At 69.2% G+C, this 25,580-nt stretch carries 28 protein-coding genes and 1 tRNA gene; 23 read left to right on the top strand and 6 right to left on the bottom strand.

Annotated features, from left to right (window positions below; all coding sequences use genetic code 11):
* Positions 1-13 precede the first annotated feature (13 nt).
* The 7 genes from QM714_RS10980 to QM714_RS10950 all read left to right on the top strand — a co-directional run bounded on the left by QM714_RS10980 (position 14) and on the right by QM714_RS10950 (position 4,713).
* Entirely contained in the window at positions 14-1,294 is a 1,281-nt protein-coding gene (locus QM714_RS10980; RefSeq protein WP_415100361.1) for a PKD domain-containing protein, read from the top strand.
* 6 nt (positions 1,295-1,300) lie between these two features.
* Positions 1,301-2,062 carry a MotA/TolQ/ExbB proton channel family protein gene (locus QM714_RS10975; protein WP_415100359.1) on the top strand — a complete coding sequence of 254 codons (762 nt, stop codon included), beginning with the start codon at positions 1,301-1,303 and terminating at the stop codon, positions 2,060-2,062.
* Positions 2,028-2,375, top strand: a complete 348-nt coding sequence (locus tag QM714_RS10970) for a DUF2149 domain-containing protein (RefSeq protein WP_415100357.1) — start codon at positions 2,028-2,030, stop codon at positions 2,373-2,375. The genes QM714_RS10975 and QM714_RS10970 overlap by 35 nt, the downstream gene beginning before the upstream one ends.
* A 3-nt stretch (positions 2,376-2,378) precedes the next feature.
* Positions 2,379-3,092, top strand: coding sequence for an ABC transporter permease (locus QM714_RS10965; protein WP_415100355.1), 714 nt, complete (start codon positions 2,379-2,381; stop codon positions 3,090-3,092).
* The gene (locus QM714_RS10960; RefSeq protein ID WP_415100353.1) at positions 3,089-4,042 is read left to right on the top strand and encodes an ABC transporter ATP-binding protein; all 954 of its coding nucleotides are present in this window, start codon (positions 3,089-3,091) and stop codon (positions 4,040-4,042) included. The genes QM714_RS10965 and QM714_RS10960 overlap by 4 nt, the downstream gene beginning before the upstream one ends.
* 57 nt (positions 4,043-4,099) lie before the next feature.
* Positions 4,100-4,474 carry a TOBE domain-containing protein gene (locus tag QM714_RS10955; protein WP_415100351.1) on the top strand — a complete coding sequence of 125 codons (375 nt, stop codon included), beginning with the start codon at positions 4,100-4,102 and terminating at the stop codon, positions 4,472-4,474.
* Positions 4,475-4,640: 166 nt separating this feature from the next.
* Positions 4,641-4,713 (top strand) — tRNA-Lys (locus QM714_RS10950).
* A gap of 35 nt (positions 4,714-4,748) precedes the next feature.
* Here the strand turns inward: QM714_RS10950 and QM714_RS10945 are convergent.
* Positions 4,749-5,999, bottom strand: a complete 1,251-nt coding sequence (locus tag QM714_RS10945) for a low temperature requirement protein A (protein WP_415100349.1) — start codon at positions 5,997-5,999, stop codon at positions 4,749-4,751.
* Positions 6,000-6,313: 314 nt separating this feature from the next.
* Here QM714_RS10945 and QM714_RS10940 point away from each other — a divergent pair, with 314 nt between their 5' ends.
* From QM714_RS10940 to pstB, 7 genes are all read left to right on the top strand, one after another.
* On the top strand, positions 6,314-6,517 hold the full coding sequence (locus tag QM714_RS10940; protein ID WP_415100347.1) for a cold-shock protein: 204 nt from the start codon (positions 6,314-6,316) through the stop codon (positions 6,515-6,517).
* A 310-nt stretch (positions 6,518-6,827) separates the two neighbouring features.
* Positions 6,828-6,992: a hypothetical protein gene (locus tag QM714_RS10935; protein WP_415100345.1), complete on the top strand. Its 165-nt coding sequence runs from the start codon at positions 6,828-6,830 to the stop codon at positions 6,990-6,992.
* Positions 6,993-7,053: 61 nt separating this feature from the next.
* Positions 7,054-7,911 carry an NUDIX hydrolase gene (locus QM714_RS10930; RefSeq protein ID WP_415100343.1) on the top strand — a complete coding sequence of 286 codons (858 nt, stop codon included), beginning with the start codon at positions 7,054-7,056 and terminating at the stop codon, positions 7,909-7,911.
* A gap of 126 nt (positions 7,912-8,037) precedes the next feature.
* Positions 8,038-9,150, top strand: a complete 1,113-nt coding sequence (pstS, locus tag QM714_RS10925; RefSeq protein WP_415100341.1) for a phosphate ABC transporter substrate-binding protein PstS — start codon at positions 8,038-8,040, stop codon at positions 9,148-9,150.
* An 81-nt stretch (positions 9,151-9,231) separates the two neighbouring features.
* Entirely contained in the window at positions 9,232-10,191 is a 960-nt protein-coding gene (gene pstC / locus QM714_RS10920) for a phosphate ABC transporter permease subunit PstC (RefSeq protein WP_415100339.1), read from the top strand.
* Positions 10,188-11,279: a phosphate ABC transporter permease PstA gene (gene pstA, locus QM714_RS10915; RefSeq protein WP_415100337.1), complete on the top strand. Its 1,092-nt coding sequence runs from the start codon at positions 10,188-10,190 to the stop codon at positions 11,277-11,279. The genes pstC and pstA overlap by 4 nt, the downstream gene beginning before the upstream one ends.
* Positions 11,280-11,341: 62 nt before the next feature.
* Positions 11,342-12,121: a phosphate ABC transporter ATP-binding protein PstB gene (pstB, locus tag QM714_RS10910; protein ID WP_415100335.1), complete on the top strand. Its 780-nt coding sequence runs from the start codon at positions 11,342-11,344 to the stop codon at positions 12,119-12,121.
* Between the two features lie 255 nt (positions 12,122-12,376).
* Here pstB and QM714_RS10905 read toward each other — a convergent pair whose 3' ends face one another.
* Together QM714_RS10905 and QM714_RS10900 are read right to left on the bottom strand one after the other, a co-directional pair.
* Complete coding sequence (locus QM714_RS10905; protein WP_415100333.1) at positions 12,377-13,369, bottom strand: inorganic phosphate transporter; 993 nt, start codon at positions 13,367-13,369, stop codon at positions 12,377-12,379.
* Between the two features lie 4 nt (positions 13,370-13,373).
* Positions 13,374-13,991: a DUF47 domain-containing protein gene (locus tag QM714_RS10900; RefSeq protein WP_415100331.1), complete on the bottom strand. Its 618-nt coding sequence runs from the start codon at positions 13,989-13,991 to the stop codon at positions 13,374-13,376.
* Positions 13,992-14,219: 228 nt separating this feature from the next.
* Between QM714_RS10900 and QM714_RS10895 the strand changes: the two genes are divergently transcribed.
* The 3 genes from QM714_RS10895 to QM714_RS10885 are packed head-to-tail and all read left to right on the top strand — an operon-like array spanning position 14,220 to position 17,524.
* Positions 14,220-14,924 (top strand): hypothetical protein, encoded by a 705-nt coding sequence (locus QM714_RS10895; protein ID WP_415100329.1) that lies wholly within the window; start codon positions 14,220-14,222, stop codon positions 14,922-14,924.
* A 33-nt stretch (positions 14,925-14,957) separates the two neighbouring features.
* The gene (locus QM714_RS10890; RefSeq protein ID WP_415100327.1) at positions 14,958-16,877 is read left to right on the top strand and encodes a sensor histidine kinase; all 1,920 of its coding nucleotides are present in this window, start codon (positions 14,958-14,960) and stop codon (positions 16,875-16,877) included.
* Complete coding sequence (locus tag QM714_RS10885) at positions 16,874-17,524, top strand: response regulator (protein WP_415100325.1); 651 nt, start codon at positions 16,874-16,876, stop codon at positions 17,522-17,524. Before QM714_RS10890 ends, QM714_RS10885 begins: the two co-directional genes overlap by 4 nt.
* On the opposite strand, the gene QM714_RS10880 is transcribed toward QM714_RS10885, so the two are convergent.
* Positions 17,521-19,701 (bottom strand): RNA degradosome polyphosphate kinase, encoded by a 2,181-nt coding sequence (locus QM714_RS10880; protein ID WP_415100323.1) that lies wholly within the window; start codon positions 19,699-19,701, stop codon positions 17,521-17,523. The genes QM714_RS10885 and QM714_RS10880 overlap by 4 nt on opposite strands.
* 445 nt (positions 19,702-20,146) lie before the next feature.
* Here QM714_RS10880 and QM714_RS10875 point away from each other — a divergent pair, with 445 nt between their 5' ends.
* Positions 20,147-20,968, top strand: coding sequence for a hypothetical protein (locus QM714_RS10875; RefSeq protein WP_415100321.1), 822 nt, complete (start codon positions 20,147-20,149; stop codon positions 20,966-20,968).
* Between the two features lie 41 nt (positions 20,969-21,009).
* Here the strand turns inward: QM714_RS10875 and mshD are convergent, their stop codons facing one another.
* Positions 21,010-21,900 (bottom strand): mycothiol synthase, encoded by an 891-nt coding sequence (mshD, locus tag QM714_RS10870; RefSeq protein ID WP_415101064.1) that lies wholly within the window; start codon positions 21,898-21,900, stop codon positions 21,010-21,012.
* Positions 21,900-22,619 carry a winged helix-turn-helix transcriptional regulator gene (locus tag QM714_RS10865; RefSeq protein WP_415100319.1) on the bottom strand — a complete coding sequence of 240 codons (720 nt, stop codon included), beginning with the start codon at positions 22,617-22,619 and terminating at the stop codon, positions 21,900-21,902. Before QM714_RS10865 ends, mshD begins: the two co-directional genes overlap by 1 nt.
* A 58-nt stretch (positions 22,620-22,677) precedes the next feature.
* Here QM714_RS10865 and QM714_RS10860 point away from each other — a divergent pair, with 58 nt between their 5' ends.
* The 5 genes from QM714_RS10860 to QM714_RS10840 all read left to right on the top strand — a co-directional run bounded on the left by QM714_RS10860 (position 22,678) and on the right by QM714_RS10840 (position 25,476).
* Entirely contained in the window at positions 22,678-22,995 is a 318-nt protein-coding gene (locus tag QM714_RS10860; protein ID WP_415100317.1) for a MoaD/ThiS family protein, read from the top strand.
* 38 nt (positions 22,996-23,033) lie between these two features.
* The gene (locus QM714_RS10855; protein ID WP_415100315.1) at positions 23,034-23,507 is read left to right on the top strand and encodes a TlpA family protein disulfide reductase; all 474 of its coding nucleotides are present in this window, start codon (positions 23,034-23,036) and stop codon (positions 23,505-23,507) included.
* 313 nt (positions 23,508-23,820) lie between these two features.
* Positions 23,821-24,336 carry a DUF4395 domain-containing protein gene (locus tag QM714_RS10850; RefSeq protein WP_415100313.1) on the top strand — a complete coding sequence of 172 codons (516 nt, stop codon included), beginning with the start codon at positions 23,821-23,823 and terminating at the stop codon, positions 24,334-24,336.
* The gene (locus QM714_RS10845) at positions 24,326-25,180 is read left to right on the top strand and encodes a sulfurtransferase (RefSeq protein ID WP_415100311.1); all 855 of its coding nucleotides are present in this window, start codon (positions 24,326-24,328) and stop codon (positions 25,178-25,180) included. Before QM714_RS10850 ends, QM714_RS10845 begins: the two co-directional genes overlap by 11 nt.
* Positions 25,177-25,476 (top strand): DUF1416 domain-containing protein, encoded by a 300-nt coding sequence (locus QM714_RS10840; RefSeq protein ID WP_415100309.1) that lies wholly within the window; start codon positions 25,177-25,179, stop codon positions 25,474-25,476. Before QM714_RS10845 ends, QM714_RS10840 begins: the two co-directional genes overlap by 4 nt.
* Positions 25,477-25,580 lie beyond the last annotated feature (104 nt).

Below are 25,580 nucleotides of genomic sequence, written 5' to 3'. Positions count from 1 at the left end.
GCTGAGGAGCAGCGTGAGGTGGCACTGTCGCCGCGGTGCCGCGGCGCTGGCTGGTGCGTTGGCACTGGCCGGCGCCGCGGTCCTGCCTGTCCAGCCAGCGGCGGCCGCGACCTCCTGTCCCAGCGGGCAGGCCTGCGTGATCGTGACGATCAACGGTGACTCGCCACGGGTGATCACCTACGCAGCGCTGGATGGTGCTCGGGACCCGGGCCCGAGTCCGGTGCCCTACCAGGTCCGGGCCAGGCCCGGCGGCCCCACGCAGTCCGAGCCCCAGCCGAACTACGTCACCTCGGTGCGCACCGTGCTGCAGACCCTGGTCGGAGTCGACCCCGACCAGGTCGGCTCGGTTGCCGTGCAGGCTGACGGGTTGCCCAACACGACGGTGCTCGCCGGCGACGACCTGAGCGCACCCGGGTCGGCTCGCTTCCCCTTTGCCGATGGCCTGATGCCGGCCTTCTTCGGCAACGGCAGCGGCAACCCGCACACCGTCTCCTTCATCCGCCCGTTGCGACCCGGTTCCTCCGACGTGAACGTCAAGGACTCCTTCCAGTCGCTGAACAACGGTGCGATTCAGATGCGGGTGCACACCTCGGGGGAGGTGCTCCACCCAGTGATCGCGGCATCGGCGACCAAGACCGAGGTGGACAAGCCGGTGTCCTTCTCCGCGACCCTGACCCAGCCCGCCGACAGCCCGCTGCACTACACCTGGGACTTCGGTGACGGTGCCACCTCCACCGACCCGGCGCCGTCACATGCCTGGCAGCAGGGCGGGTCGACGTACCAAGTCACCCTCACCGTGACCGCGGACAGCGGTGCCGCAGGCACGGCGACGACGGCGATCCAGGTAGGGAAGAAGCCTGGTCCGGGCGACGAGCCGGGACCTGGCTCTGGACACTACGACAATCCGGATGCCCAGCAGTACGGCCCCAGCGACAGCTCGGGCACCCACGACGGCGAAGCCGGCGACCACGATGCCGCTCCGCAGGAGGGCACCCCTGACGGGACCGGGGGCCACAAGCCCAAGCCGCACCAGCGAAAGCACGACCGGCAGCAGCCGGCCTCGGGGACCGAGGTTCAGGGGATCCTGCTGGACGACGCCGTCACGGTGACGCCCACCAGCAGTCAGGTCGAGCGGAAGGCGACCGCTCAACCCGCGCACTCCGTGCCGCCGGTCGAGCATCGGATGCTGGTGCTCGGGGCCGGCTCGTTGGTCGCACTGCTCGGTCTCGGCGCGCTCGGCCAGACCCGCGGAGTACGGCGTCGTCTGCCCGTGCCCATCTGGCGGCGGTGGTGAGCACTGATGAGTGAGGACATCTATCAGCGGATCTTCCAGGTCGCCGAGAGGCTGGAGCTCCCGGTCGTCATCTTGGCGCTGCTCAGCCTGCTCGTGCTGATCGTCGACCTGGGTGCCTTCGCGGTCGAGATCTTCCAGCATCTGCGCCGTCGCTTCCCCCGCATCGAGGCCGCTGCCGACGAAGCGCGGTCGATGCTCGCCGAGGGCAATGCCTCCGGGGCGGGCAGGCTGCTGCGGGGGCAGGGCTGGACCCCCGCCACCAGTCGGGCGCTGGGCCGGATGGGGGACCAGGCGCTGAGTCCGGACGCCGACGCGAAGCTCAGCAAGGTGCTGGCCGACTTCGAGTTCGCCTCGCAACGTAGGCTCGGCCGCACCCGGCTGCTGGTGCGCAGCGGCCCCGCCCTCGGCCTGATGGGGACACTGATTCCGCTCTCGCCGGCGCTGGCCGGGTTGGCTCAGGGTGACGTGACCGCGTTGACCGACAACCTGCAGCTCGCCTTCAGCATCACCGTGCTGGGACTGCTGATCGGCATGGTCGCCTTCGGGCTGACCCTGAGCCGCGACCGGCTCTACGGCCAGGACTTCTCCGACCTGGAGTACGTCGCCGCGATCCTCACCAGCCAGCCGCTCGCGACGAGGCAATCCGCGCTCGAAGGCCCCGATGACAAGGCCCACATGGAGAGGGGCCGAGTCGACCAGGTCACCGAGCAGCCCTCGGCAGGAAGGAGCAGTCATGATCCGGGTGTCTCGTCGACCGTCACGCCGTGAGGACCGTGCCGGCGACCCCCTCGACGGCCTGGTCAACCTGTTCGACCTCGGCATCGTGCTATCCCTGGGCTTCCTGCTGGCGGCACTGTCGTCGCTCAAGCTGGCCGACTCGATCACCGAGCACGGCCTGCAACAGCCGGCGAACGTGATCCGGGTGCGTCCCGACCAGGAGGTCCGGCAGGTGCCCGAGGACGGCAGCAAGGTGGTCGGTCGCGGCAGCCAGATCGGCAAGGTCTACCGGCTCGACGACGGACGACTGGTCTATGTCGTAGAGAAGGCCGACCAGGGGGCCGGCGACGGCTCGGGCGAGTGAGCCGTGGACTTCTTCCTCCAGGGGCTGCGTGATGCCTGGGATCTCGTCACCGGGGGTGACCCGGCGCTGTGGCAGATCACCTGGGTGACCCTGAAGGTCGCCGGCTTCTCTACCCTCGCCGGGCTCGTCCTCGGCCTGCCGGCCGGCGTGGCGCTGGGGCTCGGCCGATTCCCGGGCCGCCGGGCCGCCCTGGTCGTCGCGAACGCCGGTCTCGGCCTGCCGCCGGTGGTGGTCGGTCTGGTGCTCGCCCTGCTGATGTTTCCCCAGGCGCCGCTCGGCCGCTTCCATCTGCTGTTCACCCTGCGCGGGGTCTACATCGCCCAGACGGTGCTGGTCCTGCCGATCATCATCGCGCTGACGGCCGCCGCGGTCCGCTCGTTGCCGGTGGGCCTGCTCGATCAGGCGCGCGCCTTCGGCGCCGGACGAGCCCGCCTCTCGATCCTCGCGCTCCGGGAGGCACGGGTCGGCATCCTGGTTGCCACCATCGCCGCAGTCGGCTCGGGGCTGTCCGAGGTCGGCGCCGTGGTGCTGGTCGGCGGCAACATCGAGGGCGTCGACCAGACCCTGGCCAGCGCCGCGCTTGCCCGCGTCGATGCCGGCCAGTTCGCTCCGGGCCTGGCGATCGGAATCATCCTGCTCGCCCTGATCCTGCTCATCACCGCGGTGCTGACCTGGATCCAGCAGGGTGAGGCGGGTCACCCGAGGGCGCCCTCGTGAACTCGCGTCCAGTCCGTGCCGAGGAAGGCGCCGACGAAGGCATGGTCGTCGTCGGCAGCGGGCTCTCGCTGCGCCGCGGTCGTCGCACCGTCCTGCACGAGGTCGACCTGAGCCTGCGCGAGGGCGAGGTGGTCGCGCTGCTCGGCCCCAACGGCGCGGGCAAGAGCAGTCTTGTCGGCCTGATCGGCGGCCTCCTCGAGCCGACGACCGGCTCACTGAAGCGGCAGGGTCGATGTGCGACGGTGCTGCAGAGCCCGGGCCTCGCCCGGCGCTCGGTGCTCGGCAACGTCGAGCTCGCGCTGACCTGGTGGGGTGTCCCGCGATCGGAGCGGCGAGAGCGGGCGATGACGGCCCTGGCGCTGATGCGTGCCGAGCACCTCGCCCGCCGGCCCGCACTGCGGCTCTCCGGTGGTGAACAGCGCCGGGTGCACGTGGCGCGCGGGCTCGCCTTGCAGCCCGATCTGCTGATCCTGGACGAGCCGTTCGCCGGGCTCGATCCGGATGCGATGGCGACGTTTCGAGACGACACCGCCGATGCCTTGCGCCAGCACGCGGGCGCTGCCTTGGTCGTGTTGCAGGACCGCGCCGACGCCTGGGCGCTCGCCGACCGGATGCTGGTGTTGCTCGACGGTCGGATCGCCGCCGACGGCCCCCCGGACGAGGTCCTGCAATCGCCGCCGACCGAGGAGGTCGCGCGGTTCCTCGGCTATCGCGGTCGACTCAGCAACGACGACGGCGTGCTGCTCACCCGTGCCAGCCAGGTCCGGCTCGACCCCCACGGCTCTCTGGTCGGCACGGCAGTCCGGGTGCGGCGCACCGAGGATGGTGCTCTGGTCGAGGTCGATCTGCCGACCGGTCGGGTCCAGGCGTACGCCGATGCGCGGCCGCCGCAGGCCGGGGACACCGTCCGGGTCGAGCTGCTCGGTGGAGTGCGTTTCCCCACGCGCTGAGGTCGACTCGGGTTGGCATCCGGTCGCCCAGGGCCCACGCCTCTATGCTTGGCCGGCGTGAGCGAGTTTCTGCGCATCGGGGAGGTCGCCCAGGCGGTCGGCGTCAGCGTCGACACCCTGCGCCGCTGGGAGCAACAGGGGCGGATCACCTTCCAACGCAGAGGCTCTCAGCGGGTCCTGCCGGTCGCGGAGCTGCCCAGGATCCTGGCCGGGCTCTCCGGGTCGAGCTCGCGGTCTAGTGCGCGCAACCGGATGCCCGGGATCGTCGTCGGGGTGGAGCAGGACGGTGTGATGGCCAAGGTGGAGCTGGCCTGCGGTGACTTCCGGATCGTGTCCTTGATGAGTCGCGAGGCGGCCGAGGACCTGGGCCTCGAGGTCGGCAAGCCGGCCGTCGCCGTGGTCAAGGCGACGACGGTGATTGTGGAGGCGTAGCCGGCGGGTCGAGGGTGGTCTCGTCAGGCTCGGCCGACTCGGCCATCTCGATCGGGGCGAGCAGGTCGCGCGCGGGTGGGCTGTCGGCGCCGCGGACGTCGTGCCTCCTGGTCGCCCCGAGCGACCGGAGAGTACGACGTCTCGCGGGGTAAGGCAGACTTGGCCCGGGCCGTTAGCTCAGTTGGTAGAGCACTGGACTTTTAATCCATTGGTCGTCGGTTCGAGCCCGACACGGCCTACTCACCAACGGCCGCCGCATGCCCCGGGCGGGGCCTCAGGTGTGGAGGCGGTCGGCGATCTCGTGGCCGAGGACGGGGACGAACGACCCGAGCATGGCCACGATCAGGCCGATCGGCATCGAGCGGGCGCCCACCAGGACGGCCAGGGCGAGGACGGCCAGCGTGCCGAGGATGATCCAGACGGAGCCCACCGGCGAGCCGAGCCCCTTCACCAACAGCACCAGAGCGACGTAGAAGACGGCGAGCGCGGCGGCGACCATGACCACCACGCCCAGCGGGGTGACCGCGAGGTGGTGCTCGCCGTGTTCGCCGGCGGCGGACGACTCGAGGTAGAGGCCGGCCACGTGCAGCCCGGCACCGGTGGCGGCGATCGCGGCGAAGACCGGGAGATGGCCGTAGCCGAACACGTAGCCGCGGCCGGGCCGCGAGTGGAGCAGGTCACCGAAGGGCAGCAAGAAGTAGGTCCACCACATGCTGAACGTCATCCCTACGCCGGCTACCAGCACCAACACAGCGGCGGCGCTCCAGTCGTCGCCGGTGACGCCGCCGAGCGCACCCCGCGAAGACGCAACCGTGCCCACCACGCCCTCGCCGAGCGCGATGATCGCGAACAGGCTGTAGCGCTCGGCGATGTGGTGCGGGTGCCAGGGCGTGCCGCTGGCGCGGCCCTGGGCGAAGACAGGCACGGCGAACTCGACCAGTCCGAGCACCACGATCCAGGTGAACGTCCCGACGAGGTCCAGGTCGAGCACGGCCAGGGCGACCCAGCCCAGTTGGCAGATCGAGATCCACCAGATGTTGCGGAGCGCCACGGTGTGGAACTGCGGCGACTGTCGCGCGACTCGGGCCCATTGGGCGACCAGGGCGATCCGCATGACGACGTACCCCGCGACCATCAAGGTGATGTCGACGTGATGTCCCTCCTCGATGCTGTGGAACATCGGGGCGATGCCGAGGCTGAACACGACGACGCCAACCATCTGCACCATCGTCAGCAGGCGGTAGAGCCAGTCGTCGGTGTCGAAGGCAGAGGCGAACCAGGAGAAGTTGATCCAGGCGAGCAGGATCGCGAACATCGCGAACCCGAACCCGACGAACCCTCGGCCCGGGTGACCCGCCGCCACCATCTCGGCGAGCTGCTCGGAGGCGACACCGATCGCGACCACGAAAGTGAGGTCGTAGAGGAGCTCGAGCGGACTGGCGACCCGGCCCCGCTCGTGCGGGTCGCGGCCCAGCATGGGGATCAGCCGACGTGCGTATCCAGACTGCTCGGTAGAGCTGTTCATGGACGGTCCTCTCTGCAGGCTGTGGGCAGCACACATGGTGCCTTGGCAACGGCCGGGTGACCAGTCGATGAAATCCGACGTCCGGGATGGTTCGCCGACGAGCCGATCTTGGTAGGGTCAGGTCTAGTGTCAGGTGCAGAAGTTCCAGCAGGTGTGACGCCAGCGGAGTTTGTGAGCCAACGGCGTGTCTAGCTTGTGTAGCGAGGCCCCAGCCAGGGGCGTGGAGTGAAAGCAAGTCGGAGCGACGTGTCACCGCACCTGACGCGGGTCGCCGAGGTGGCGGCTCTCGCCCCGATGAAGGAGTAACGAGCGCAATGGCTCAGGGCACCGTGAAGTGGTTCAACGCCGAGAAGGGCTTCGGCTTCATCGCACAGGAGGACGGCGGCGACGACGTCTTCGTGCACTATTCGGCTATCGAGATGCAGGGCTACAAGAGCCTTGAGGAGAACCAGCGGGTCGAGTTCGAGGTCACTCAGGGCCCCAAGGGTCCGCAGGCGGAGAACGTCCGCGCCGTCTGATCGGCTGACCTCGACCGGCTCACGCCGACGAGGCGAGTAGGCCCCGCCCGACTGGGCGGGGCCTACTGCATTTTCCATTCGATCGTGTGATCTTCGTCCCCAGACCCGTCGCGCATCTGTGACGAAACGATGTTGCTGTGACTTCTGGGAAGTGCGAGACATCCTGGTGGAAGTTCTTTACCATAGGAGGACTAGTCCGGGTTCTCGGCGGCTGGACCTCCGACCCAGGAGGATGTTTGATGGGGAGTCGGAAGTGGACGACACTTCCTTCTCGGAGCCAGCCAGACCGGTCGCAGAAGGAGGTGGCAGCGTGTACGACCAGTTCGATGTCACGCTCGAAGATGGTGACCTCCTACGCGAGGTGGAGCTGACCACGAACCTGATCATCGCTGCCAGCGAGGCCGAGGAGCCTCTCTCCACCGAGGAGATCGACCGGATCCTGGGCGTCGTCCCTCATCCGCGTGTCGGCGACTGAATCTCGGCTGGCCCAGGAGCCAGTTCTGCGGTGACCGGGCCGTGGATGCTTGACTAACGCCATGGCCAAGCGACCCGACGTGCGGGCAGCGGGTGCGGTGGTGACCCGCAAGGGTGGCGACGTGCTCCTGGTGCACCGGCCACGGTACGACGACTGGTCCTTCCCCAAGGGCAAGCTCGACCGTGGTGAAGCCGTGCCGGTGGCCGCAGTCCGCGAGGTCCTCGAGGAGACCGGGCTGCCGATCCGTCTCGGCCCACGGTTGAGCAGCCAGCGCTATCCGCTCGGCCGCACCCGGATGAAGGTCGTGCACTACTGGATCGGCCGTGTCGACGGTGACGACGACGTGAGCGGCTATGCGCCCAACAAGGAGATCGACGACGTCCGCTGGGTGTCGCGGGCCGAGGCACACACACTGCTCAGCTATGACCACGACCGGGACACCCTCGTCGAGTCGGAGGGCCAGCGCAAGGCCACCCAGGCGTTGATCGTGCTCCGCCACGGCAAGGCACGCTCGCGCAAGGCCTGGCGACAAGACGACCGGCTGCGGCCGTTGCTCGTGGCAGGGATGACCCAATCCCGGCGGCTGGCGCCGCTCCTAGGGGCGTACGGCGTCAGCACGATCCTCTCTTCCAGCAGCGCACGGTGCGTGCAGACCGTGGCGCCGTACTCCGAAGCCTCCGGCTGGCCGCTCGACACCACCGACCGGCTCAGCGAGGAGGACGCCACCGCCAAGCGGGTCGTCAAGGTGGTCGACGAGCTGGTGGACAGCGGCGAGAGCGTCGTGATCTGCACGCATCGGCCGATCCTGCCCACCATCTTCGACGCTCTGCAGATCCCCGACCCGAAGCTCGATCCGGGCGCCATGCTCGTCGTGCACCACCGCCGCGCCCGCGTCGTCGCCACCGAGCAGTGGCCCTGATCACTCCTCACGTTGCCGACTCGGCGGCCTGTGTTCACCCGCCGTTCACCGACGCCGCCGTATCCGGTCACTTCGTCTCCCTAGCGTCCCTGATGTCAGAACACGATGAACATCAGGAGAGACGAAGTGAAGAGCACTTCCATCCGCCGGGTGCTGGTGCCCGGCGTCGCCGCCCTCGCCTTGGCGCTGACCGCTTGCAGTGCCTCCAACGAGGACCCGGCCGGCGACAGCACCGGAGACACCGGTAGCACCAGCCTGTCCGGCACCTTGAACGCCGGCGGCGCCAGCTCCCAGGAGAGCGCGCAAGCCGCGTGGCGGGCTGGCTTCCAGACCGACAACTCCGGCGTGACCATCAACTACGACCCGGTTGGCTCCGGCACCGGTGTCGAGAACTTCAACAACGGTGGCTACTCGTTCGCCGGCTCCGACTCCTACCTCAACGACGACGAGGGCGCGCTGACCGCGGCCAAGGAGCGCTGCGGTGGCGAGGACCCGATCGAGGTGCCGGCCTACGTCAGCCCGATCGCCGTGGTGTTCAACCTCTCCGGGGTCGACAGCCTCAATCTGTCGGCAGAGGTGATCGCCCAGATCTTCGACGGCAAGATCACCGCCTGGAACGACTCGGCCATCGCCAAGCTCAACCCCGACGCCAAGCTGCCGAGCACCAAGATCACTCCGGTGCACCGCTCCGACGAGTCGGGCACCACCAAGAACTTCACCGACTACCTCGCCAAGGCCGGCAACGGCGCCTGGGGCTACGACGCCGACAGCGTCTGGCCGATCAAGGGCGGCGAGTCCGGTGAGGGCACCTCCGGCCTGATCAATGCGGTCAGCGGTGGCGACGGAACGATCGGCTACGCCGACGAGAGCCAGGCCGGCTCCCTCGGCCAGGTCGCGATCCAGGTCGGCGACGCCTTCAACGCCCCGTCCGCCGAGGGCGCCGCCAAGGTGCTGGCAGTCTCGAAGCGCGCCGAGGGTCGCTCCGACGTGGACATGGCGATCGACATCGACCGTACGACGACCGAGGCGGGCGCCTACCCGCTGCTGCTGGCGTCGTACCTGATCGCCTGCCAGCACTACGACGACGCGAACGAGGCCGCCATGGTCAGCGGCTTCTTGTCCTACATCGTCTCCGACGCCGGCCAGCAGGCCGCCGCGGAGCAGGCCGGCTCCGCCCCGCTCGACTCCGAGCTGGCGAGCGAGGCCCAGGGCATCGTCGGGGCCATCTCCGGCAAGTAGTCCCTTCGCTGGCCCGGCGTCCGGGGGACGTCGGGCCAGCGACGACCAGCAGATCGAGAAGCATTCGAGCCAAGGAGCAACGTGTCCGCCCCGACCCTCACCGAACCACCCGAGGCCGAGGTCCGCACCGGCAAGCAGACGACCCGGATCGGTGACAGGATCTTCGCCGGGCTGTCACGAGGATCCAGCCTGCTGATCATGGTGACGCTGGCCAGCGTCTTCGTGTTCTTGGCCATCGAAGGCATCCCGGGGTTGCGACAGCCGGCGGAGATCTACCGCCCGGCGACCACCTTCATCGGCTACACCGCGCCACTGGTCTTCGGCACCGTCCTCGCCGCTGTCCTCGCCCTGCTCATCGCGGTGCCGTTCGCGTTCGGGATCGCTCTGTTCATCTCCCACTACGCACCGGCGAGGATCGCGGTCCCGTTCGCCTACTTGATCGACCTGCTGGCTGCGGTGCCCTCGGTCGTCTTCGGTCTGTGGGGCGCGATGGCCTTGTCCGCGGCGTCTCAGCCGGTGCAGGCCTGGCTCGAGGAGCACGCGGGCTTCCTGCCATTCTTCGCCGGCCCGGTCTCGGCCACCGGCCGCACCATGCTGACCGCTGGCATCGTGCTGGCGATCATGATCCTGCCCATCATCACCGCGCTGTCGCGTGAGGTGTTCGCCCGGACCCCACGGCTGCACGAGGAGGCGGCACTGGCCCTGGGTGCCACCCGCTGGGAGATGATCCGGATGGCGGTCTTTCCCTACGGTCGGTCCGGCATGGTCTCGGCTGTGATGCTCGGCCTCGGTCGCGCCCTCGGGGAGACGATGGCCGTCGCGATGGTGCTGTCCGCGTCACCGGTCGTCACCCTCAACCTGATCTCCTCGACCAACCCCGCCACCGTCGCGTCCAACATCGCCGCCTCCTACAAGGAGGGCACGCCGGGCAAGATCCACGTCCTGATCGCCACCGGTCTGGTGCTCTTCGTGCTCACCTTCGCGGTGAACTTCGCAGCCCGGTGGATCACCTCGCGCAACGAACGGCGGATGGCCCGATGACCTCGCTCGACTCCCCGCCCGCCGAGGTCGACACGCTGCCGATCTCGCACCCGCGGCTGCCCAGCTGGGCCGGCCTCGTGGTGGCCGTGATCGCAGTGTCCCTCGCCGGTCTGATCACCCTGCTGCTCGACTGGGGGGTGGTGGCCCTCGCCGTCGTGGCGCTGCTGCTGTTCACCGTCGGGCTGCCGATCTGGTCGCTGATCTTGGAGAACCGTCGCTCGGCTGTGGATCGACTGATGACGAACCTGGTCTGGGCGGCGTCACTGGTCGCGGTGCTGCCCCTGGTCTGGCTGGTCTGGATGGTCGTCGCCAAGGGCGGTGGCGCCGTGAACGGCGAGTTCTTGATGAGTTCGATGCGCAACGTCGTCGGCGCCGGCGGCGGCATCCATCACGCCATCTTCGGCACCCTCCTGGTGACACTGGTGGCTGCGCTGATCTCGGTGCCGATCGGACTGTTCACCGCGATCTACCTGGTGGAGTACGGCAAGGGCAGCCGACTCGCCCGGTGGACGACCTTCCTGGTCGACGTGATGACGGGCATCCCGTCGATCGTCGCCGGCCTGTTTGCCCTCGCGCTGTTCGTGCTGATCTTCGGACCGGAGATCCGCAACGGCTTCATGGGCTCGGTGGCGCTCTCCTTGCTGATGATCCCCATCGTGGTGCGGTCGTCGGAGGAGATGCTCCGGCTGGTGCCCGACGACCTCCGCGAGGCGTCGTACGCCTTGGGCGTCCCGAAGTGGCGGACCATCGTCAAGGTCGTCATCCCGACCGCCCTGGGCGGCATCATCACCGGCGTCACGCTGGCGGTGGCCCGCGTCATCGGCGAGACGGCGCCGCTGCTGCTCACTGCTGGGCTGACCGACTCCGACAACTTCAATCCGTTCTCCGAGCGGATGACCACGCTGCCCGTCTACATCTTCTCGCAGTTCTCCTCGCCCGGCGTGCGGCTGCCCGACGGGTCGGACCCGCCCGGGTTCGCGCGCGCCTGGGGCGCTGCTCTCGTCCTCATCGTCATCGTGATGGCGCTCAACATCATCGCGCGCATCATCGGCAAGATCTTCGCCCCTGCCAGCTCCAGGCGGAGCTGACCGTGGAGCCGACTGCAGAGCTGGCCCCGGAGTCGACCCCGGCGGGGCATCGAAAGGAAACCATGGCTAAGAGCATCGAAGTGTCCGACCTGGACATCTACTACGGCGACTTCCTCGCCGTGCAGGGTGTCAACCTGTCCGTCCGGTCCCGCTCGGTGACCGCGTTCATCGGCCCGTCCGGCTGCGGCAAGTCCACCGTGTTGCGATCGCTAAACCGGATGCACGAGGTCATCCCTGGTGCGCGGGTGGAGGGCAAGGTGATGGTCGACGGCCAGTCGCTCTACGACTCCTCGGTCGACCCGGTCGCCGTACGCCGTCAGATCGGGATGGTCTTCCAACGCCCCAACCCCTTCCCGACCATGTCGATCTACGACAACGTGCTCGCCGGCAACCGGCTCAACTCTGCGAAGATGAGCCGCTCGGAGTCCGACCAGGTCGTCGAGCGGTCACTGCGCGGCGCCAACCTGTGGGACGAGGTGAAGGACCGCCTCAACAAGCCCGGCATGGGCCTCTCCGGTGGTCAGCAGCAGCGGCTCTGCATCGCCCGCGCGATCGCGGTCTCGCCGCAGGTGCTGCTGATGGACGAGCCCTGCTCCGCGCTCGACCCGATCTCGACGTCCGCGATCGAGGACCTGATCCACGAGCTCAAGAGCGACTACACGATCGTCATCGTCACCCACAACATGCAGCAGGCCGCCCGGGTCTCCGACGAGACGGCGTTCTTCAACCTCAAGGCCACCGGTCAGCCCGGCCGTCTGGTGGAGTTCAACGCCACCGCGAAGATGTTCGCCAACCCCGACGAGCCCGCCACCGAGGCCTACATCTCCGGCCGCTTCGGCTGAGCCTGGGTCCGTGGGATGCTCGCTGGTAGGGCAGCTACCGGGGCGGCAGCCCGTGGTGCTGGCTGTTGGCCGGGCCGAAGCTGCATGCCGCCCCGTCTGCCGCGGTGCTGTGGTGGGTGAGTGCCCGGTATACGAGGCACTTTGCCACCATAGGACCGCGGGAGACGCAAGAAGACCGCGGCAGATGCCCGCCGGCGTCGATCGCTACCACAGATCACCAGTGACCCGGCCAGCGAGCAGGGACGACGGAGGCGCTCAGGGCAAGAACACCTGCAGGACGGCGTACGCCGCGGCAGCGGCGAGCCCGGCCATGGGGAAGGTCAGCACCCAGGCGGTGGCGATGGAGCGGGCCACCCCCCAGCGCACGGCGGTGATCCGCTTGGTGGCGCCGACGCCCATCACGGCGGAGGTGATGGTGTGGGTGGTGGAGATCGGTGCCTGGAAGTGTGCGGCGCCGTACAGCACGGCTGCTGACACTGCCTCGGCGGCGAAGCCACGCGGAGGGTCGAGGTCGATGATCCGGCGGCCGAGGGTGCGCATGATGCGCCAGCCGCCAGACCAGGTGCCGGCGGAGATGGCTGCGGCGGCGGCCGCGATGACCCAGATCGGGAGCGGGTCGCCCGGCGCGACGTGACCGCCGACGAGGAGGGCCAGGAAGATCACGCCCATCGTCTTCTGGGCGTCCTGCAGCCCATGACCCAGTGCCATCGCGGCGGCGGAGATCGTCTGTGCCATCTTGAAGCCGCGGTTCGTCGGCGAGGGGTGCGCCCGCCGGAACAGCCACATGATCGCCAGCATCGCGGCACCCGCGAGCACGAACGCCACGATCGGCGAGACCACCATCGGGACGAGCACCTTCTTCACGACGGTGTGCCAGTTGACGACCGTGCCGGCGGCGAGAGCCGCGCCGGCGAGGCCGCCGATCATCGCGTGCGAGGAGGACGACGGCAGTCCGAGCCACCAGGTGACCAGGTTCCACGCGATCGCGCCGCACAGCCCGGCCAGCACGATGACCAGGCCGTGGTTGCCCGACGGCGGCGAGATCACCTCGCTCACCGTGTGGGCGACCTGCTGGCCGAGGAAGGCGCCGACGAAGTTCAATACCGCCGCCATCGTCAGGGCTACCCGCGGCGTCAGCGCTCGCGTCGAGATGGAGGTGGCGATGGCGTTGGCGGCGTCGTGGAAGCCGTTGGTGTAGTCGAACGCGAGGGCGACGACCACCACCGCGACGATGATCGCGAGGTCCATCGGGTCAGGACTCCTTGACCGCGATCTGCTCCACCGTGTTCGCGACACGCTCCATGCCGTCGATGGCCTTCTCCAGGCACTCCACGATGTCCTTGAGCTTGAGCACCTGCATCGCCTTGTACTCACCGCTGAAGAGCCGAGCCAGGATCCGCCGGTAGTTCTTGTCGCCGGTGCGCTCCAGTCGATTGACCTCCGCGATGTAGTCGTCCAGGTCCTTCATCGTGCTCAGCTTGGGCATCGCCTCTGCGGTCAGGTCGGCACACCGCTGGATGACGCTGGCCTGCTTCTGGATCTCGCGCGGGATCTCGCGGACCTCGTAGATGTGGATCATGTCGACGGCCTCGTCGATCAGGTCCATCACGTCGTCCATCAGGTTGGCCAGGGTGTGGATGTCCTCCCGGTCGAACGGCGTTACGAAGGTGCGGTTGACCCGATCGACGATCGCACGGGTGGTGACGTCGGCCTCCCGCTCGGCCTCCCGCATCCGCGCGACGACCTGGCCGCGGTCGGTCTCGTCGTTGAACATCTCGGCGAGCAGCTTCGCTCCCGTGACGAGGTGGCCCGCCTGCTCGGTGAACAGGTCGTAGAACGTGCCGTCGACCGGCCGGAACCTGAACGCCACTCAGCCCTCCTGGTGAGCTGGATATGAACGTTCACACCCTAGGGGTTGAAGGTGAACAGAACGCCACGGCGTACGACGGTGGGCGACCGGGTGCGCACCAGGTGCCCAGCAAGTCGGGACGCCGCGCCCTGCCGGCTGGGACACCGGGCCCGGCAATGTGCTGCCGCGTCAGTCAATCCACCAACCAACGTCGCCTGACCGAGCGGGTCGGGCGAAGAGGAGGTCATCATGGCCATTGCGGCAACTCAACCAGCTTCATCGCGATCAGGCGCGGGGCAGCGACCGGGCTCCGCCCGCAGCCGAGCGTGGGCACTCGCAGGAGTCCTCGCCGGGGTGTGCGGTCTCGGCTCGATCGTCGCTTCGACCTCGATCGATGCGGTGTACAACGAGGAGGTCGCCGGCGACGCGAACGCCATCATGGAGCGGCTGAGCGATCAGGTGCCCCAGCTGATGGTCTTCGGCGCGTTGGCGGTCCTCACGGCAACGTTGCTCGTGCCGTTCGCCGCCGGGTTGCGCCGTCGACTGCACGACCAGGCGCCGGCAGGGAGCATCCTGCCCGACGTCGCCTTCGCCGGCCTGCTGCTGACCAGCGTCGCCGGTCTGCTGGGCAGCGGCCTGAATACGGAGTTCACGGTCGGGTTGGCGACCGGCGATGCGACGTACGTGCCTGAGGTGGTCGTCATGTTCGGTCACTGGATCGGCACCATCCCGTGGCTCTGGCTCGGCGCCGGCATCACTGGCGTCGCGGTCGCAGTGGCCGCGCTGCGCGCCGCGGCCGCACCGCGGTGGATCGGCTGGGTGAGCGTGATCCTCGGCGGGCTGACCCTGATCGGCGGTCTCTCGCCGCTGCAGTACAGCGCGGGCTTCGTGGGCCCGGTGTACGTCTTGGTGATGGCCCTCGGTTTCAGCCTCGGGGACCGCGCGGCCGCCTGACGGCCCAGCCCGGTGACCACTAGATTCCCCTGCATGCAAAGCTCCGCGAGGTCCTGGGCGGCCACGGCAGTAGCCGTGCTCGCCTGGGGTCTGGCCGGGCTGGCGGTCGTGCTCTTGGTGATGGGCCGTCCGCCGATCGACGCCAACCTGTGGTTCTTCGTGGTCGACGTCACCGTGGCATGCGTCTACGGCACGATCGCCGCCGTCACCCTGCGCCGCCGCCGGCATCCGGTGCCGATCTTGCTCGCGGTGGCGGCGGTCGGAGGCGGGCTCGCGGCATTCGGCTACGCCTTCGCGGTCTACGCCATGCAGGCAGGATTCCAGCCGGCCGAGATGATCGTCAGGCTGCAGAGCACCGCGTGGGTGCCGGGGACTCTCGCGTTGTATCTGGTGGTGCCGTGGCTGGTCCGCGACCACCCTCTGGGTTGGGCCTGGCTGGGTCTGATCGTGGGCAGCGCGGTCACGATCGTCTTCACCGCGACGAACTTCGGATGGCTCGGCCTCGCGGCGGAGCCGATCGTCTGGGCGTCGGTGGTGGTCGGCCTGGTGACGGCAGCCGAGACGGAGTGGCGCCACCTGCGCGGGCCGGTCGAGGAACGCAACGGCCTCGGCTGGCTCGCGTTGGGTACGGCGATCCTGGCGGTCTCCTTCGTCCCACTCGTGGTCGACCTCGGTGTCCCCTTCTGGGCGACGCCGATCCTGCACCTGCTGTCGCAGGCGGTGTTCCCTGCGGCCGTCCTGGTCGCGGTGTTGCGCAACCGAATGTGGGGCCTCGGGCTCGCGGTGAGCCGGACGACTCTCGTCGCGGTGCTCTCCGCGGGGCTGATCGGCGTCTATCTGGTGATCTTCTGGCTGCTGCAGCGGCTCCTGCCCGAGGGTGGCGCCGCGCTGGTGGCGGCGGCCGGGGTCGCGGTCGCCGTACAGCCACTGCGGCTCTACCTGACTCGGAGGGTGCATACCTTGGTGTACGGCGCCGCGGCGGACCCGAGCGGAGTGGTGCAACGCCTCGGGTCCCACCTCGGCGCGGCGGGCTCGGCCGAAGAGCTCCTCGCCGGCCTGGCCGAGGACATCGGCCGATCCATGCGGCTGGAGTCGGTGCGGATCTCGGTTCCGGACACGGCCGATCTGAGCTGGGGGCGACCGACCAGCCTGCCCGAGTCGATCCCACTCGTTCATCGTGGTGAGGGCGTCGGCAACCTCGAGGTGACGGCGCCGCCCGGCGAGGCGCTGGACGCGCGTGCCCAGGAGACGCTGCGCGACCTGGCGGCCGTGGTCGCGACGGCCGTGGCGGTCGCCCGGGCCGCCGCGTCGGTGGAGGACATGCGCGAGCGGGTCGCTCGGGCCCGCCTCGAGGAGCGTCGGATGATCCGACGCGAGATCCACGACGGGCTCGGCCCGTCGCTTGCCGGCCTGCGGCTCGGACTGCAGGGCGCGCGGAACCTACTCGACCGAGACCCGACGGCGGCCCAGCAGCTGCTGGCCACCTTGCAGACTGAGCTCGATCAGCGTGTCGACGCCGTCCGGTCGCTGTCCCACCATCTGCTGCCCCCGGTGCTCGACGAGCTCGGCCTCGGGGCGGCCCTGGCCGAGCTGGCCGCCCGCACCGGCGAGGCCGGACTGTCCGTCGAGCTCGAGACTCACAACCTCGACGCGGTGCCCACGCCAGTCGCAGCCGCGGCGTACGGCATCACCACCGAGGCGCTGGCGAACGTCAACCGCCATGCCGGCGCGACCCGGGCCTGGGTGACCGCTCGGATCGACGACCATGCCCTGACCGTCTCGATCGCCGACGACGGCCGCGGCATCGCGCCGGATGCGCGGCCCGGCGTCGGCAGCAGGTCGATGCGTGAACGCGCGGAGGAGCAGGGCGGCAGCCTCCACCTCCAGGCCGCCACCTCGGCCGGGCGCGGCACTGTCGTGACTGCCCGCCTTCCGATCGGAGCCCGCCCATGATCCGCGTCGTGATCGTCGACGACCATCCGGTGTTTCGCCTCGGCATGGCCGGGTTGCTGGCCAGTCTCGACGACATCGCCGTGGTGGGGCAGGCGACCTCCGCAGGCGAGGCACGGGAGTTGATCGGCGGCGACGAGGCACCCGAGGTCGACGTCGTGTTGATGGACCTGCACCTCGGTGACGGCTCCGGCGTCGAGGTCACCCGCGACCTGGTGAGCCGCCACCCGGACCTCAAGGTGCTGGTCATCACGATGCTCGAGGACGACGAGTCGGTGGTCGCTGCGGTGCGGGCTGGGGCGCGCGGCTACGTGCTCAAGGGAGCGACGCCCGACGTGGTCGAGCGGGCGATCCGGGCGGTAGCGAACGGAGAGATGATCCTCGGCCCGCAGGTGGCGGCTCGCGCGATGTCGACGGTGGTGAGCGGTCGCACCGCCGTGCGCCTCCCGTTCCCCGAACTGTCCGACCGTGAGCGCGAGGTGCTCGACCTGGTCGCCCGCGGCTTCGACAACGCCCAGATCGCCCGAAGGCTGGTGCTGAGCCCGAAGACGGTGCGCAATCACGTCTCCAGCGTGCTCACCAAGCTCGCCCTGCCGGACCGGTCTGCTGCCATCATCGCTGCCCGCGATGCCGGCCTGGGTGTCGACTAGCCCCGACGTCGCCGCTGACGGGCGATCAGCGTCTCCTGCAGGTGTTGGGTCCCGGCGTTGCGCAGCCAGGTGCCGTCGTTGCAGAGCTCCCACGCCATCGTGTCGGGGGAGAAGGCGAGATCCAAGAGGTCGCTGATCGCGGTCATGTTCCCCTGCGGCAGCCGAACCAGCACCTCGACCCGGCGGTCCAGGTTGCGGTGCATCATGTCCGCCGATCCGATCCAGGCGACAGGTTCGCCGCCGTTCTCGAACCAGAAGACGCGGCTGTGCTCGAGGAAGCGGCCGAGCACCGAGCGCACCTTGATCGTCTCCGACAGGCCGGGCACGCCGGGCCGTAGCGCGCAGATGCCACGGATCAGCAGCTCTACCGGCACGCCTTCTTGGGAGGCGATGTAGAGGGCGTCGATGATCGCCTCGTCGACGATCGAGTTGGCCTTGATCCGGATGCCGGCGGGCAGGCCGGCCCGGTGGTGGCCGATCTCGGCGTGGATCTGGTCGATCAGTCCGGTCCGGACGGAGTGCGGAGCCACCAGCAGGTCGGCGTACTCCGGTGAGCGGGAGAAGCCGCTGATGTTGTTGAACAGGTTGGCGACGTCCTCGCCGATCGCGTCGTTGCAGGTGAGCAGGCCGAGGTCTTCGTAGAGGCGGGCGGTCTTGGGGTTGTAGTTGCCGGTGCCGATGTGAAGGTAGCGGCGGATGCCGTCCGGCTCGTCGCGCACCACCATCGCCACCTTGCAGTGCGTCTTGAGACCAACCAGGCCGTAGACGACGTGGCAGCCGGCGTGCTCGAGCTTGCGCGCCCAGCGGATGTTGGCCTCCTCGTCGAAGCGCGCCTTGATCTCGACGATGACCAGGACCTGTTTGCCGGCCTCCGCCGCGTCGACGAGCGCATCGATGATGGGTGAGTCGCCGGAGGTGCGATAGAGGGTCTGCTTGATCGCCAGCACGTGCGGGTCCGCGGCGGCCTGCTCGATGAACCGTTGCACCGAGGTGGCGAAGGAGTCGTAGGGGTGGTGCAGCAACACGTCGTGACGTCGTACGGCGTCGAAGATGTCCACCGGCTTAGCCGACTCCACCTCGGCCAGCAGCGGATGGGTGCTCGGGACGAAGGCGGGATACTTCAGCTCCTCGCGAGCCAGGTCGGCGATCCCGTGCAGTCCGGTCAGGTCCAGCGGCCCGGGCAGCTTGAAGACCTCCTCTTCGGCGACGCCAAGCTCGGAGATGAGCAGCTCGAGCACCTTGGGGTCGATCGACTCCTCGACCTCCAGCCGGACCGGCGGGCCGAAGCGGCGGCGCAGGAGTTCCTTCTCAAGTGCCTTGAGGAGGTTCTCGGTGTCGTCCTCCTCCACCTCGAGGTCCTCGTTGCGGGTGACCCGGAACGTGTGCACCTGGAGGATCTCCATGCCCGGGAAGAGGCGCTTGAGGTGCTCTCGGATCACGTCTTCGAGGGGCACGAAGCGCTGGTTGCCGAGCTTGACGAAGCGGTCGAAGATCGGCGGCACCTTGACCCGCGCGAAGTGCTCGGTGCCGGTCGACGGGTTGCGAACCAGCACCGCGAGGTTGAGAGAGAGCCCGGAGATGTAGGGGAACGGGTGCGCAGGGTCCACTGCGAGCGGAGTGAGCACCGGGAAGACCCGCTCCTTGAACATCCGCTTGGCGAACCGCTGCTCGTTGCGGTCCAGCTCATCCCAGCGGACCAGCTCGATCGCCTCTTCGCGCAGGGCTGGGACGAGGCTGTCGCTGAACACGCGGGCGTGCCGCTCCATCAGCTCCCGGGTCCGTGCCCAGATCGCTTCGAGGATGTCGCGCGGCATCATCCCCGATGCTGCCCGGACGGCGACCCCGGCCGCGATCCGCCTCTTCAGGCCGGCCACCCGGACCATGAAGAACTCGTCGAGGTTGCTGGCGAAGATGGCCAGGAACCTCACTCTGTCGAGCAACGGCAGGCTCTCGTCCTCCGCCAGCTCCAGCACCCGCTGGTTGAACCTGAGCCAGGACAGCTCGCGATCGACGAACCTGTCCTCGAAGGTCGCCACCGCTGCCAGCGCCTCCTCCGAGGGGGAGTACGGCGGGGCCACGTGGAAGGTGTCGGTCGGGTGCGCGAACGGGTCCGTTGCCTCCGGCCCCTCGTCGAGGGACGTGGTCGCATGGGACGGCAGCAGGCTCTCCGTGGACATGGGCCCAGTCTCTCACTGCCTGACCAGGTAGCTCGGACCGTTTTGGGGGCCTCAGGTCCAGTGGAGGCCCCGAATTGGTCCGAATCGGCGTGCTTGTGGAGGGGCGGCGTCGCGCATCGTCCATCGCAGCCAGCATGGCGGGGTGGATCCTTGGCTAGCTGACGAGCTCGACCCGTGGCCGAGCGCGATACCGGCGGTGCAGCTGCCGCCGGAGGTGCTTCGAGACCTCCGCCGGCTCCGGCCGCCGCCACGGATCGCCCCTGGGCGGGTCGTGACGCCGGTGCGCGCCGACCCGAACGGCGTCACCGGACCGACCCGAGACCGAGCACGCGGACCGCACTGGCGACGAGCAGGTCCGAACCTGTGGGTCCCTAGCGATGTCGATGTCGACCAGCCCGACCAGCGGATTGTTGAGGCGGCGCAACGCCTTCCTGCGGGGGGAGCCGTGACCGGATGGGCTGCCTTGCATTGGCGTGGTGCGCGGTGGTTCGGCGGGACGGGGCCATCCGGGGAACGGCATCCGGTCGCCCTCTCGATCGGAGACCGCGGCAGGCGGCGGCCGATCCCCGGCATCAGATTCTGGCGGGAGGCGATCACGGAACCCGAGGTCGACGTGCTGCGCGGGGTCCGGGTTGCCAGTCCCGAGACTGCCGTCTTCGATGAGATGCGCACCCAGACCAGGCATTCGGTGCGACATGCCGTCACCGTCTTGGAGATGGCGATGTTCGCCGAGCTGACCTCGCGGGCACGGTTTCGCAAGTACCTCGCCACGCGAAGACGGCGCAAGTGGGTCGACCTCGCCCGGACTGCGGTGAAGCTGGCCCACGAAGGGCCGGAGTCGCCACAGGAGTCTCGGATGGTCCTGGTCTGGGAGTTGGACGCGGGCCTCCCCCGACCGATGTGCAACGCCGATGTCTTCGGCGAGGACGGGACCTGGCTTGGGCGACCCGACTTGTTGGATCCCTCTGCCGGAGTGGTCGGGGAGTACGACGGCGGTCACCATCGGTCGGCGAAGGTGCGCTCCCACGATGTGTCGCGCGAGCAGCGTTTCCGCAGCCACGGCTTGGAGTACTTCACGATCGTCGAAGGTGATCTGCCCCGACGTGGCCGAGTCGTGGACCGGATGGTCGGGACCCGTCAGCGTGCCCTGCGCTCCGCCGAGGCTCAGCAGTGGACCTTGATCCCGCCGCCCGGGTCGCGTCCAGCGCTCTCGTTGGATCGCCGGCTTGAGCTGAGGGAGTTGCTCGCGGACTCCACGGGGGGCTAGCTGGTGCCGCTTCGGACCAGAACGGGGCACCCGACCCCGTCTCAACCCCCAATCGGGTCCGAGCTGCGATACATCACATGGGTGTCGAGGGCGTGGTGGGTGAAGCCGAGCGAGGAGTAGAGCTCGACGGCGGGATGGTTGTCGGACTCCACATAGAGAAGGATCTCGGCCACCCCCTGATCGGTGAGGTGGTGGAGGCCGACGAGGGTGAGCAGGCGACCCAGGCCGCGACCCTGGGCACCCGGTGCGACGCCGACGACGTACACCTCCCCGAGGGAGGCCGAGTGCCGCTTGGTCCAGTGGAAGCCCAACAGCGCCCCAGACTCGGTGCCAGACTCGGCGTCGACCGCCAGCAACAGCCCCGCCGGGTCGAACCACGGCTCGGCCATCCGGGCGGAGAGGTCTGCGGCGTCCATGGCGCCCTGCTCGGGGTGGGAAGCAAAGGCCGCGGCGTTGACCCGCAACAGCGCCTCGGCGTCGGAAGGGAGAAAGCCTCGAACGACGACATCCTCCCGAGCAGGCAGAGCGGGCAACGGCGAACCAGCGGCCCGGCGCATCACCCAGAGCTCCCGGGCCCGCTCGAAGCCGAGCCGGGCGGCCAACCGTCCCGCCGCGGGGTGGTCGCCGTGCGCCCAGGCGCTCTCGACCGGCACGGCAGACAGCGCGGCCACCGCCAGGTCGGTGCCGACCCCCCGCTCTCGGGCAAGCGGTGCGACAGCGAGGTCGAGGACGCCGTCGCGGACCAGGGCGAACCCAATGTCATCGGCGATCCAGAGAGAGGCAGAGGTGAGGCCTTGGTGCTTGAGAAGCAGCCGAGCGGCCTCGTCCAACGGATCGGGCTCGCCGGCCGCGACACACGCCGAGCAGACGGCCTCGACGGTCTGCGCGGCCGCGCTGTCGGTGAGGTAGGACGCGGGATCGACCTGGCGGATCAGGCGTCGAGCTCCTCACGTGAACGGGCAGGAGCGTCGTCGGTGGGCAGCACGAAGCGGTAGCCGACGTTGCGCACGGTCCCGATCAGCGTCTCGTTCTCCGGGCCGAGCTTGGCGCGGAGGCGGCGCACGTGCACGTCGACGGTCCGCGTGCCACCGAAGTAGTCATAGCCCCACACCTCCGACAGCAGCTGCTGTCGGCTGAACACCCGGCCGGGATGCTGCGCGAGGAACTTCAGCAGCTCGAACTCCTTGAACGTCAAGTCGAGCACGGCGCCGCCGACCTTGGCGGTGTACGTCGACTCGTCGACCGTCACTTCCCCGCTGCGGATCAGGTGGCGCTCCGGGTCGTCGGCATCGTGCCGGGCCGAGAAGCGGCCGATCGCGAGCCGGATCCGGGCGTCGAGCTCGGCCGGCCCACAGGTATGCAAGACGACGTCGTCCATGCCCCAGTCGTGGGTGACGACCGCCAACCCGCCCTCGGTGACGATCAGGAATACCGGGTCCTCGCTGCCCGTGGTCTGGATGAGACGACACAGGTCGCGGGCGTGCGCGAGGTCTTGCCGCCCGTCGACCAGGATCAGGTCCGCATCCGGTGCGTCCAGGAGAGCGCTGCCCTCTGCGGGCTGGATCTTGACCGAGTGACCGAGCAGAGCCAGCGCGGGCAGCACCCCGGCGCTGGGCTGGAGAGCGCTGCTGAGGAGCAGCAGAGAACTCACGCCAGTCTCCTCTCGGGCCTGCTCGACCGGTTTGCTCGATAGGGAAGGATAACTCGCCGTGACCCCCGACCCGGAGCAGCCGACCACGGAGCAGAACAAGGCGTACGCCGCCACGGTGGTCACCGTGCGCTACTGGGCGTCGGCGCGCTCGGCAGCCGGCGTCGACCACGACGAGATCCCCGTCGACGGCCCGATCTCTCTTGCCGAGGTGTACGCCGCGGCGCTGGGGCTGCACCAAGACACCAGACTCGAGTCGGTGCTGGCGGTCTGCTCGGCGTTGATCGGCGATCGGCCGGTGGGCGCAGCCGACCCGGCCGAGGTCGTCGTACGCCCTGGGGAGTCGGTCGAGTTCCTGCCGCCCTTCGCCGGCGGCTAGTCGGGAATGACCCGACGGCAAGAGCGGTTCTGGTCTCTATGACCGTCGGCCAGTGGGTGCTCGTCGTGAGCGTGGTGCTGGCGGGCGCGTTCGGGAGCTACCGCGCCTTCACCGATGGCCGCTTCGCCGGCACGCACCGGGTCCGCGGCGGAGCGACCGGGCCCTCCGCGGCCGACATCGACCAGGCCACGACCGAGGCCCCGATCGGGCCGCTGGCCGGACACGCGCTGAGCGCCAGCCTGGGCCAGCGGGCGACCCTGGTGCAGTTCTCCTCCGCGTTCTGCGCGCCCTGCCGCGCGACCCGACGGATCCTGACCGACATCGCCGAGACCGTCCCCGGGGTGTCGCACCTGGAGATCGACGCTGAGCAGCAGCTGGACCTGGTCCGGCGGCTCGGCATCCTGCGCACTCCGACCACGCTCGTGCTGGACGCCGCCGGTCGCGAGGTCAGCCGCGCCACCGGGGCTCCGCGCAAGGAGCAGGTGCTCGCTGCGCTCGCGGAGGCGGTCTGAGTGAGCCCCCAGCCCAGCCGGTCCATATTCCGGAACGCACGTCCAATATCTGAGATTCCGCCTCGGCGAGCAGGTGGCACCCGTACCGTTCTCGTCATGTGCTCGACGCTGCTCACCCGACGCCGCGCGGTGGACCACTGCCGCGTGCGCTCGGCACTGTGTCGAATGTCCTGACGAGCACGACGCTTGCTTGTTGTCCTAAGTCTATTGACTTAGTTGACTAAACTGGCCACGGACTGCCACGCCGTACGGCGGTCGCGCTCGTGCCCTCGTCCTCGACGGACCCGCTCACGACCTTCCACAGGAGCCCTGCATGTCTCACTCACCATCGCCGCTCAGCGGCTCGAGCCCAGGAGGCCCAGGCGTCGACCCCCGCGGTCAGCGCTTCGCGGCCACGGTGACGGCGGTCATCCTGGCTGCCGTCCTCATCCTCGCCCCGGGTCTCGTCGCCACTCTGCTGTTGGCCGCCCAGGTCGTGCTGTTCGCGATCGCGGCCATCGTCGGAGTCAAGGAGACCCCGCACGCCTGGGTCTTCCGCTCCTTGATCCGGCCTCGCCTGGGCGCGCCAACCGAGCTCGAGGACCCCGCGCCGCCGCGCTTCGCCCAAGGCGTCGGGCTGGTGTTCGCCACGGTCGGCCTGATCGGCCTGCTCACCGGCGCCACCACGCTCGGCCTGGTCGCGACCGGACTGGCCCTCGCGGCCGCCGTACTCAACGCAGTCTTCGGCTTCTGCCTGGGCTGCGAGCTCTACCTGCTCAAGAAGCGCATCACCACCCGCAACACCCCAACCATCACCCCGCAACTCCAGGAGAAGTTCCATGTCTCGTGACACCGCACTGGTCACCGCCGCCTGGGTGGCCGACCACCTTGACGACCCCAAGGTGGTGCTCGTCGAGGTCGACGAAGACACCACTGCCTACGACAAGGGCCACATTCGTGGCGCCATCAAGCTCGACTGGACGCAGGACCTGCAAGACCACGTCCGGCGCGACTTCGTCGACCAGTCCGGCTTCAGCGCGCTGCTGTCGGAGCGGGGAGTGAGCAACGACGACACCGTGGTGCTCTACGGCGGCAACAACAACTGGTTCGCCGCCTACGCCTACTGGTACTTCAAGCTCTACGGCCACGGCGACGTCCGCCTCCTCGACGGAGGCCGCAAGAAGTGGGAGCTGGACAGCCGCGAGCTGACCGACGAGCCCGCCCAGCGCCCCGCGACGACCTACACCGCTGCGCCGCAGGACCTCACCATCCGCGCGTTCCGCGACGAGGCCGTCGCCGCGATCGGTGCGCAGAACCTGGTCGACGTGCGCAGCCCTGACGAATACGCCGGTCGCCTGCTCGCCCCGGCCCACCTGCCGCAGGAGCAGGCGCAGCGCGGCGGACATATCCCGACCGCCGTCAACGTGCCGTGGAGCAAGGCCGCCAACGAGGACGGCACGTTCAAGTCCGACGACGAGCTGCGCGACCTCTACGCCGCCGCCGGCCTCGACTTCGGCAAGGACACCGTGGCCTACTGCCGGATCGGCGAGCGCAGCTCGCACACGTGGTTCGTGCTCAAGGAACTGCTCGGCCAGGAGAACGTCAAGAACTATGACGGCTCCTGGACGGAGTACGGCTCCCTCGTCGGTGTCCCGATCGTCCTCGGCGACGAGCCCGGTGAGGCGAAGTCATGAGCTGCGCAGCACCCGAAGGAGGGCTCTCCCTCGAAGGCGTCGACGTCGCCAAAGAGGCCATCATCCAGGGCGTCGTGAGCCGCGATGATGGTCCGGTCGGCAACGCCTACGTGCGTCTGCTCGACCGCACCGGCGAGTTCACCGCCGAGGTTCCGACCAACGCGGCCGGTGAGTTCCGGTTCTTCGCCGGCCCCGGCTCCTGGACCCTGCGCACGCTCGCGCCGGGCGCCGAGACCCAGGAGACCCAGGTCGAGGCCGCCCGCGGCTCGGTCGCCGAGGTCGCCGTCGCCCTCTGAGAACTGTGGTGCGGTGGGACGTCATCCACGCTGGTCGCTCGGGCGACCGGGGAGTATGACGTCCCACGCGGCCGCCGTCCGCCTCGACTAGCCCTAGACTCGGG

Source organism: Nocardioides sp. (genome assembly GCF_047602075.1).
Classification (GTDB): domain Bacteria; phylum Actinomycetota; class Actinomycetes; order Propionibacteriales; family Nocardioidaceae; genus Nocardioides.
This window is presented reverse-complemented; position numbering and strand designations above follow the sequence as displayed.

What these genes read in the sequence shown, in the direction of transcription:
- pstB (WP_415100335.1), top strand. Translation starts at nt 11,342, where the DNA reads ATGGCTAAGAGCATCGAAGTGTCCGACCTGGACATCTACTACGGCGAC.
- QM714_RS10840 (WP_415100309.1), top strand. Translation starts at nt 25,177, where the DNA reads ATGAGCTGCGCAGCACCCGAAGGAGGGCTCTCCCTCGAAGGCGTCGAC.
- QM714_RS10970 (WP_415100357.1), top strand. Translation starts at nt 2,028, where the DNA reads ATGATCCGGGTGTCTCGTCGACCGTCACGCCGTGAGGACCGTGCCGGC.
- QM714_RS10855 (WP_415100315.1), top strand. Translation starts at nt 23,034, where the DNA reads ATGACCGTCGGCCAGTGGGTGCTCGTCGTGAGCGTGGTGCTGGCGGGC.
- QM714_RS10880 (WP_415100323.1), bottom strand. Translation starts at nt 19,701, where the DNA reads ATGTCCACGGAGAGCCTGCTGCCGTCCCATGCGACCACGTCCCTCGAC.
- QM714_RS10895 (WP_415100329.1), top strand. Translation starts at nt 14,220, where the DNA reads ATGGCCATTGCGGCAACTCAACCAGCTTCATCGCGATCAGGCGCGGGG.
- pstA (WP_415100337.1), top strand. Translation starts at nt 10,188, where the DNA reads ATGACCTCGCTCGACTCCCCGCCCGCCGAGGTCGACACGCTGCCGATC.
- QM714_RS10885 (WP_415100325.1), top strand. Translation starts at nt 16,874, where the DNA reads ATGATCCGCGTCGTGATCGTCGACGACCATCCGGTGTTTCGCCTCGGC.
- QM714_RS10905 (WP_415100333.1), bottom strand. Translation starts at nt 13,369, where the DNA reads ATGGACCTCGCGATCATCGTCGCGGTGGTGGTCGTCGCCCTCGCGTTC.
- QM714_RS10850 (WP_415100313.1), top strand. Translation starts at nt 23,821, where the DNA reads ATGTCTCACTCACCATCGCCGCTCAGCGGCTCGAGCCCAGGAGGCCCA.
- QM714_RS10930 (WP_415100343.1), top strand. Translation starts at nt 7,054, where the DNA reads ATGGCCAAGCGACCCGACGTGCGGGCAGCGGGTGCGGTGGTGACCCGC.
- QM714_RS10975 (WP_415100359.1), top strand. Translation starts at nt 1,301, where the DNA reads ATGAGTGAGGACATCTATCAGCGGATCTTCCAGGTCGCCGAGAGGCTG.
- QM714_RS10940 (WP_415100347.1), top strand. Translation starts at nt 6,314, where the DNA reads ATGGCTCAGGGCACCGTGAAGTGGTTCAACGCCGAGAAGGGCTTCGGC.
- QM714_RS10845 (WP_415100311.1), top strand. Translation starts at nt 24,326, where the DNA reads ATGTCTCGTGACACCGCACTGGTCACCGCCGCCTGGGTGGCCGACCAC.
- QM714_RS10945 (WP_415100349.1), bottom strand. Translation starts at nt 5,999, where the DNA reads ATGAACAGCTCTACCGAGCAGTCTGGATACGCACGTCGGCTGATCCCC.
- QM714_RS10890 (WP_415100327.1), top strand. Translation starts at nt 14,958, where the DNA reads ATGCAAAGCTCCGCGAGGTCCTGGGCGGCCACGGCAGTAGCCGTGCTC.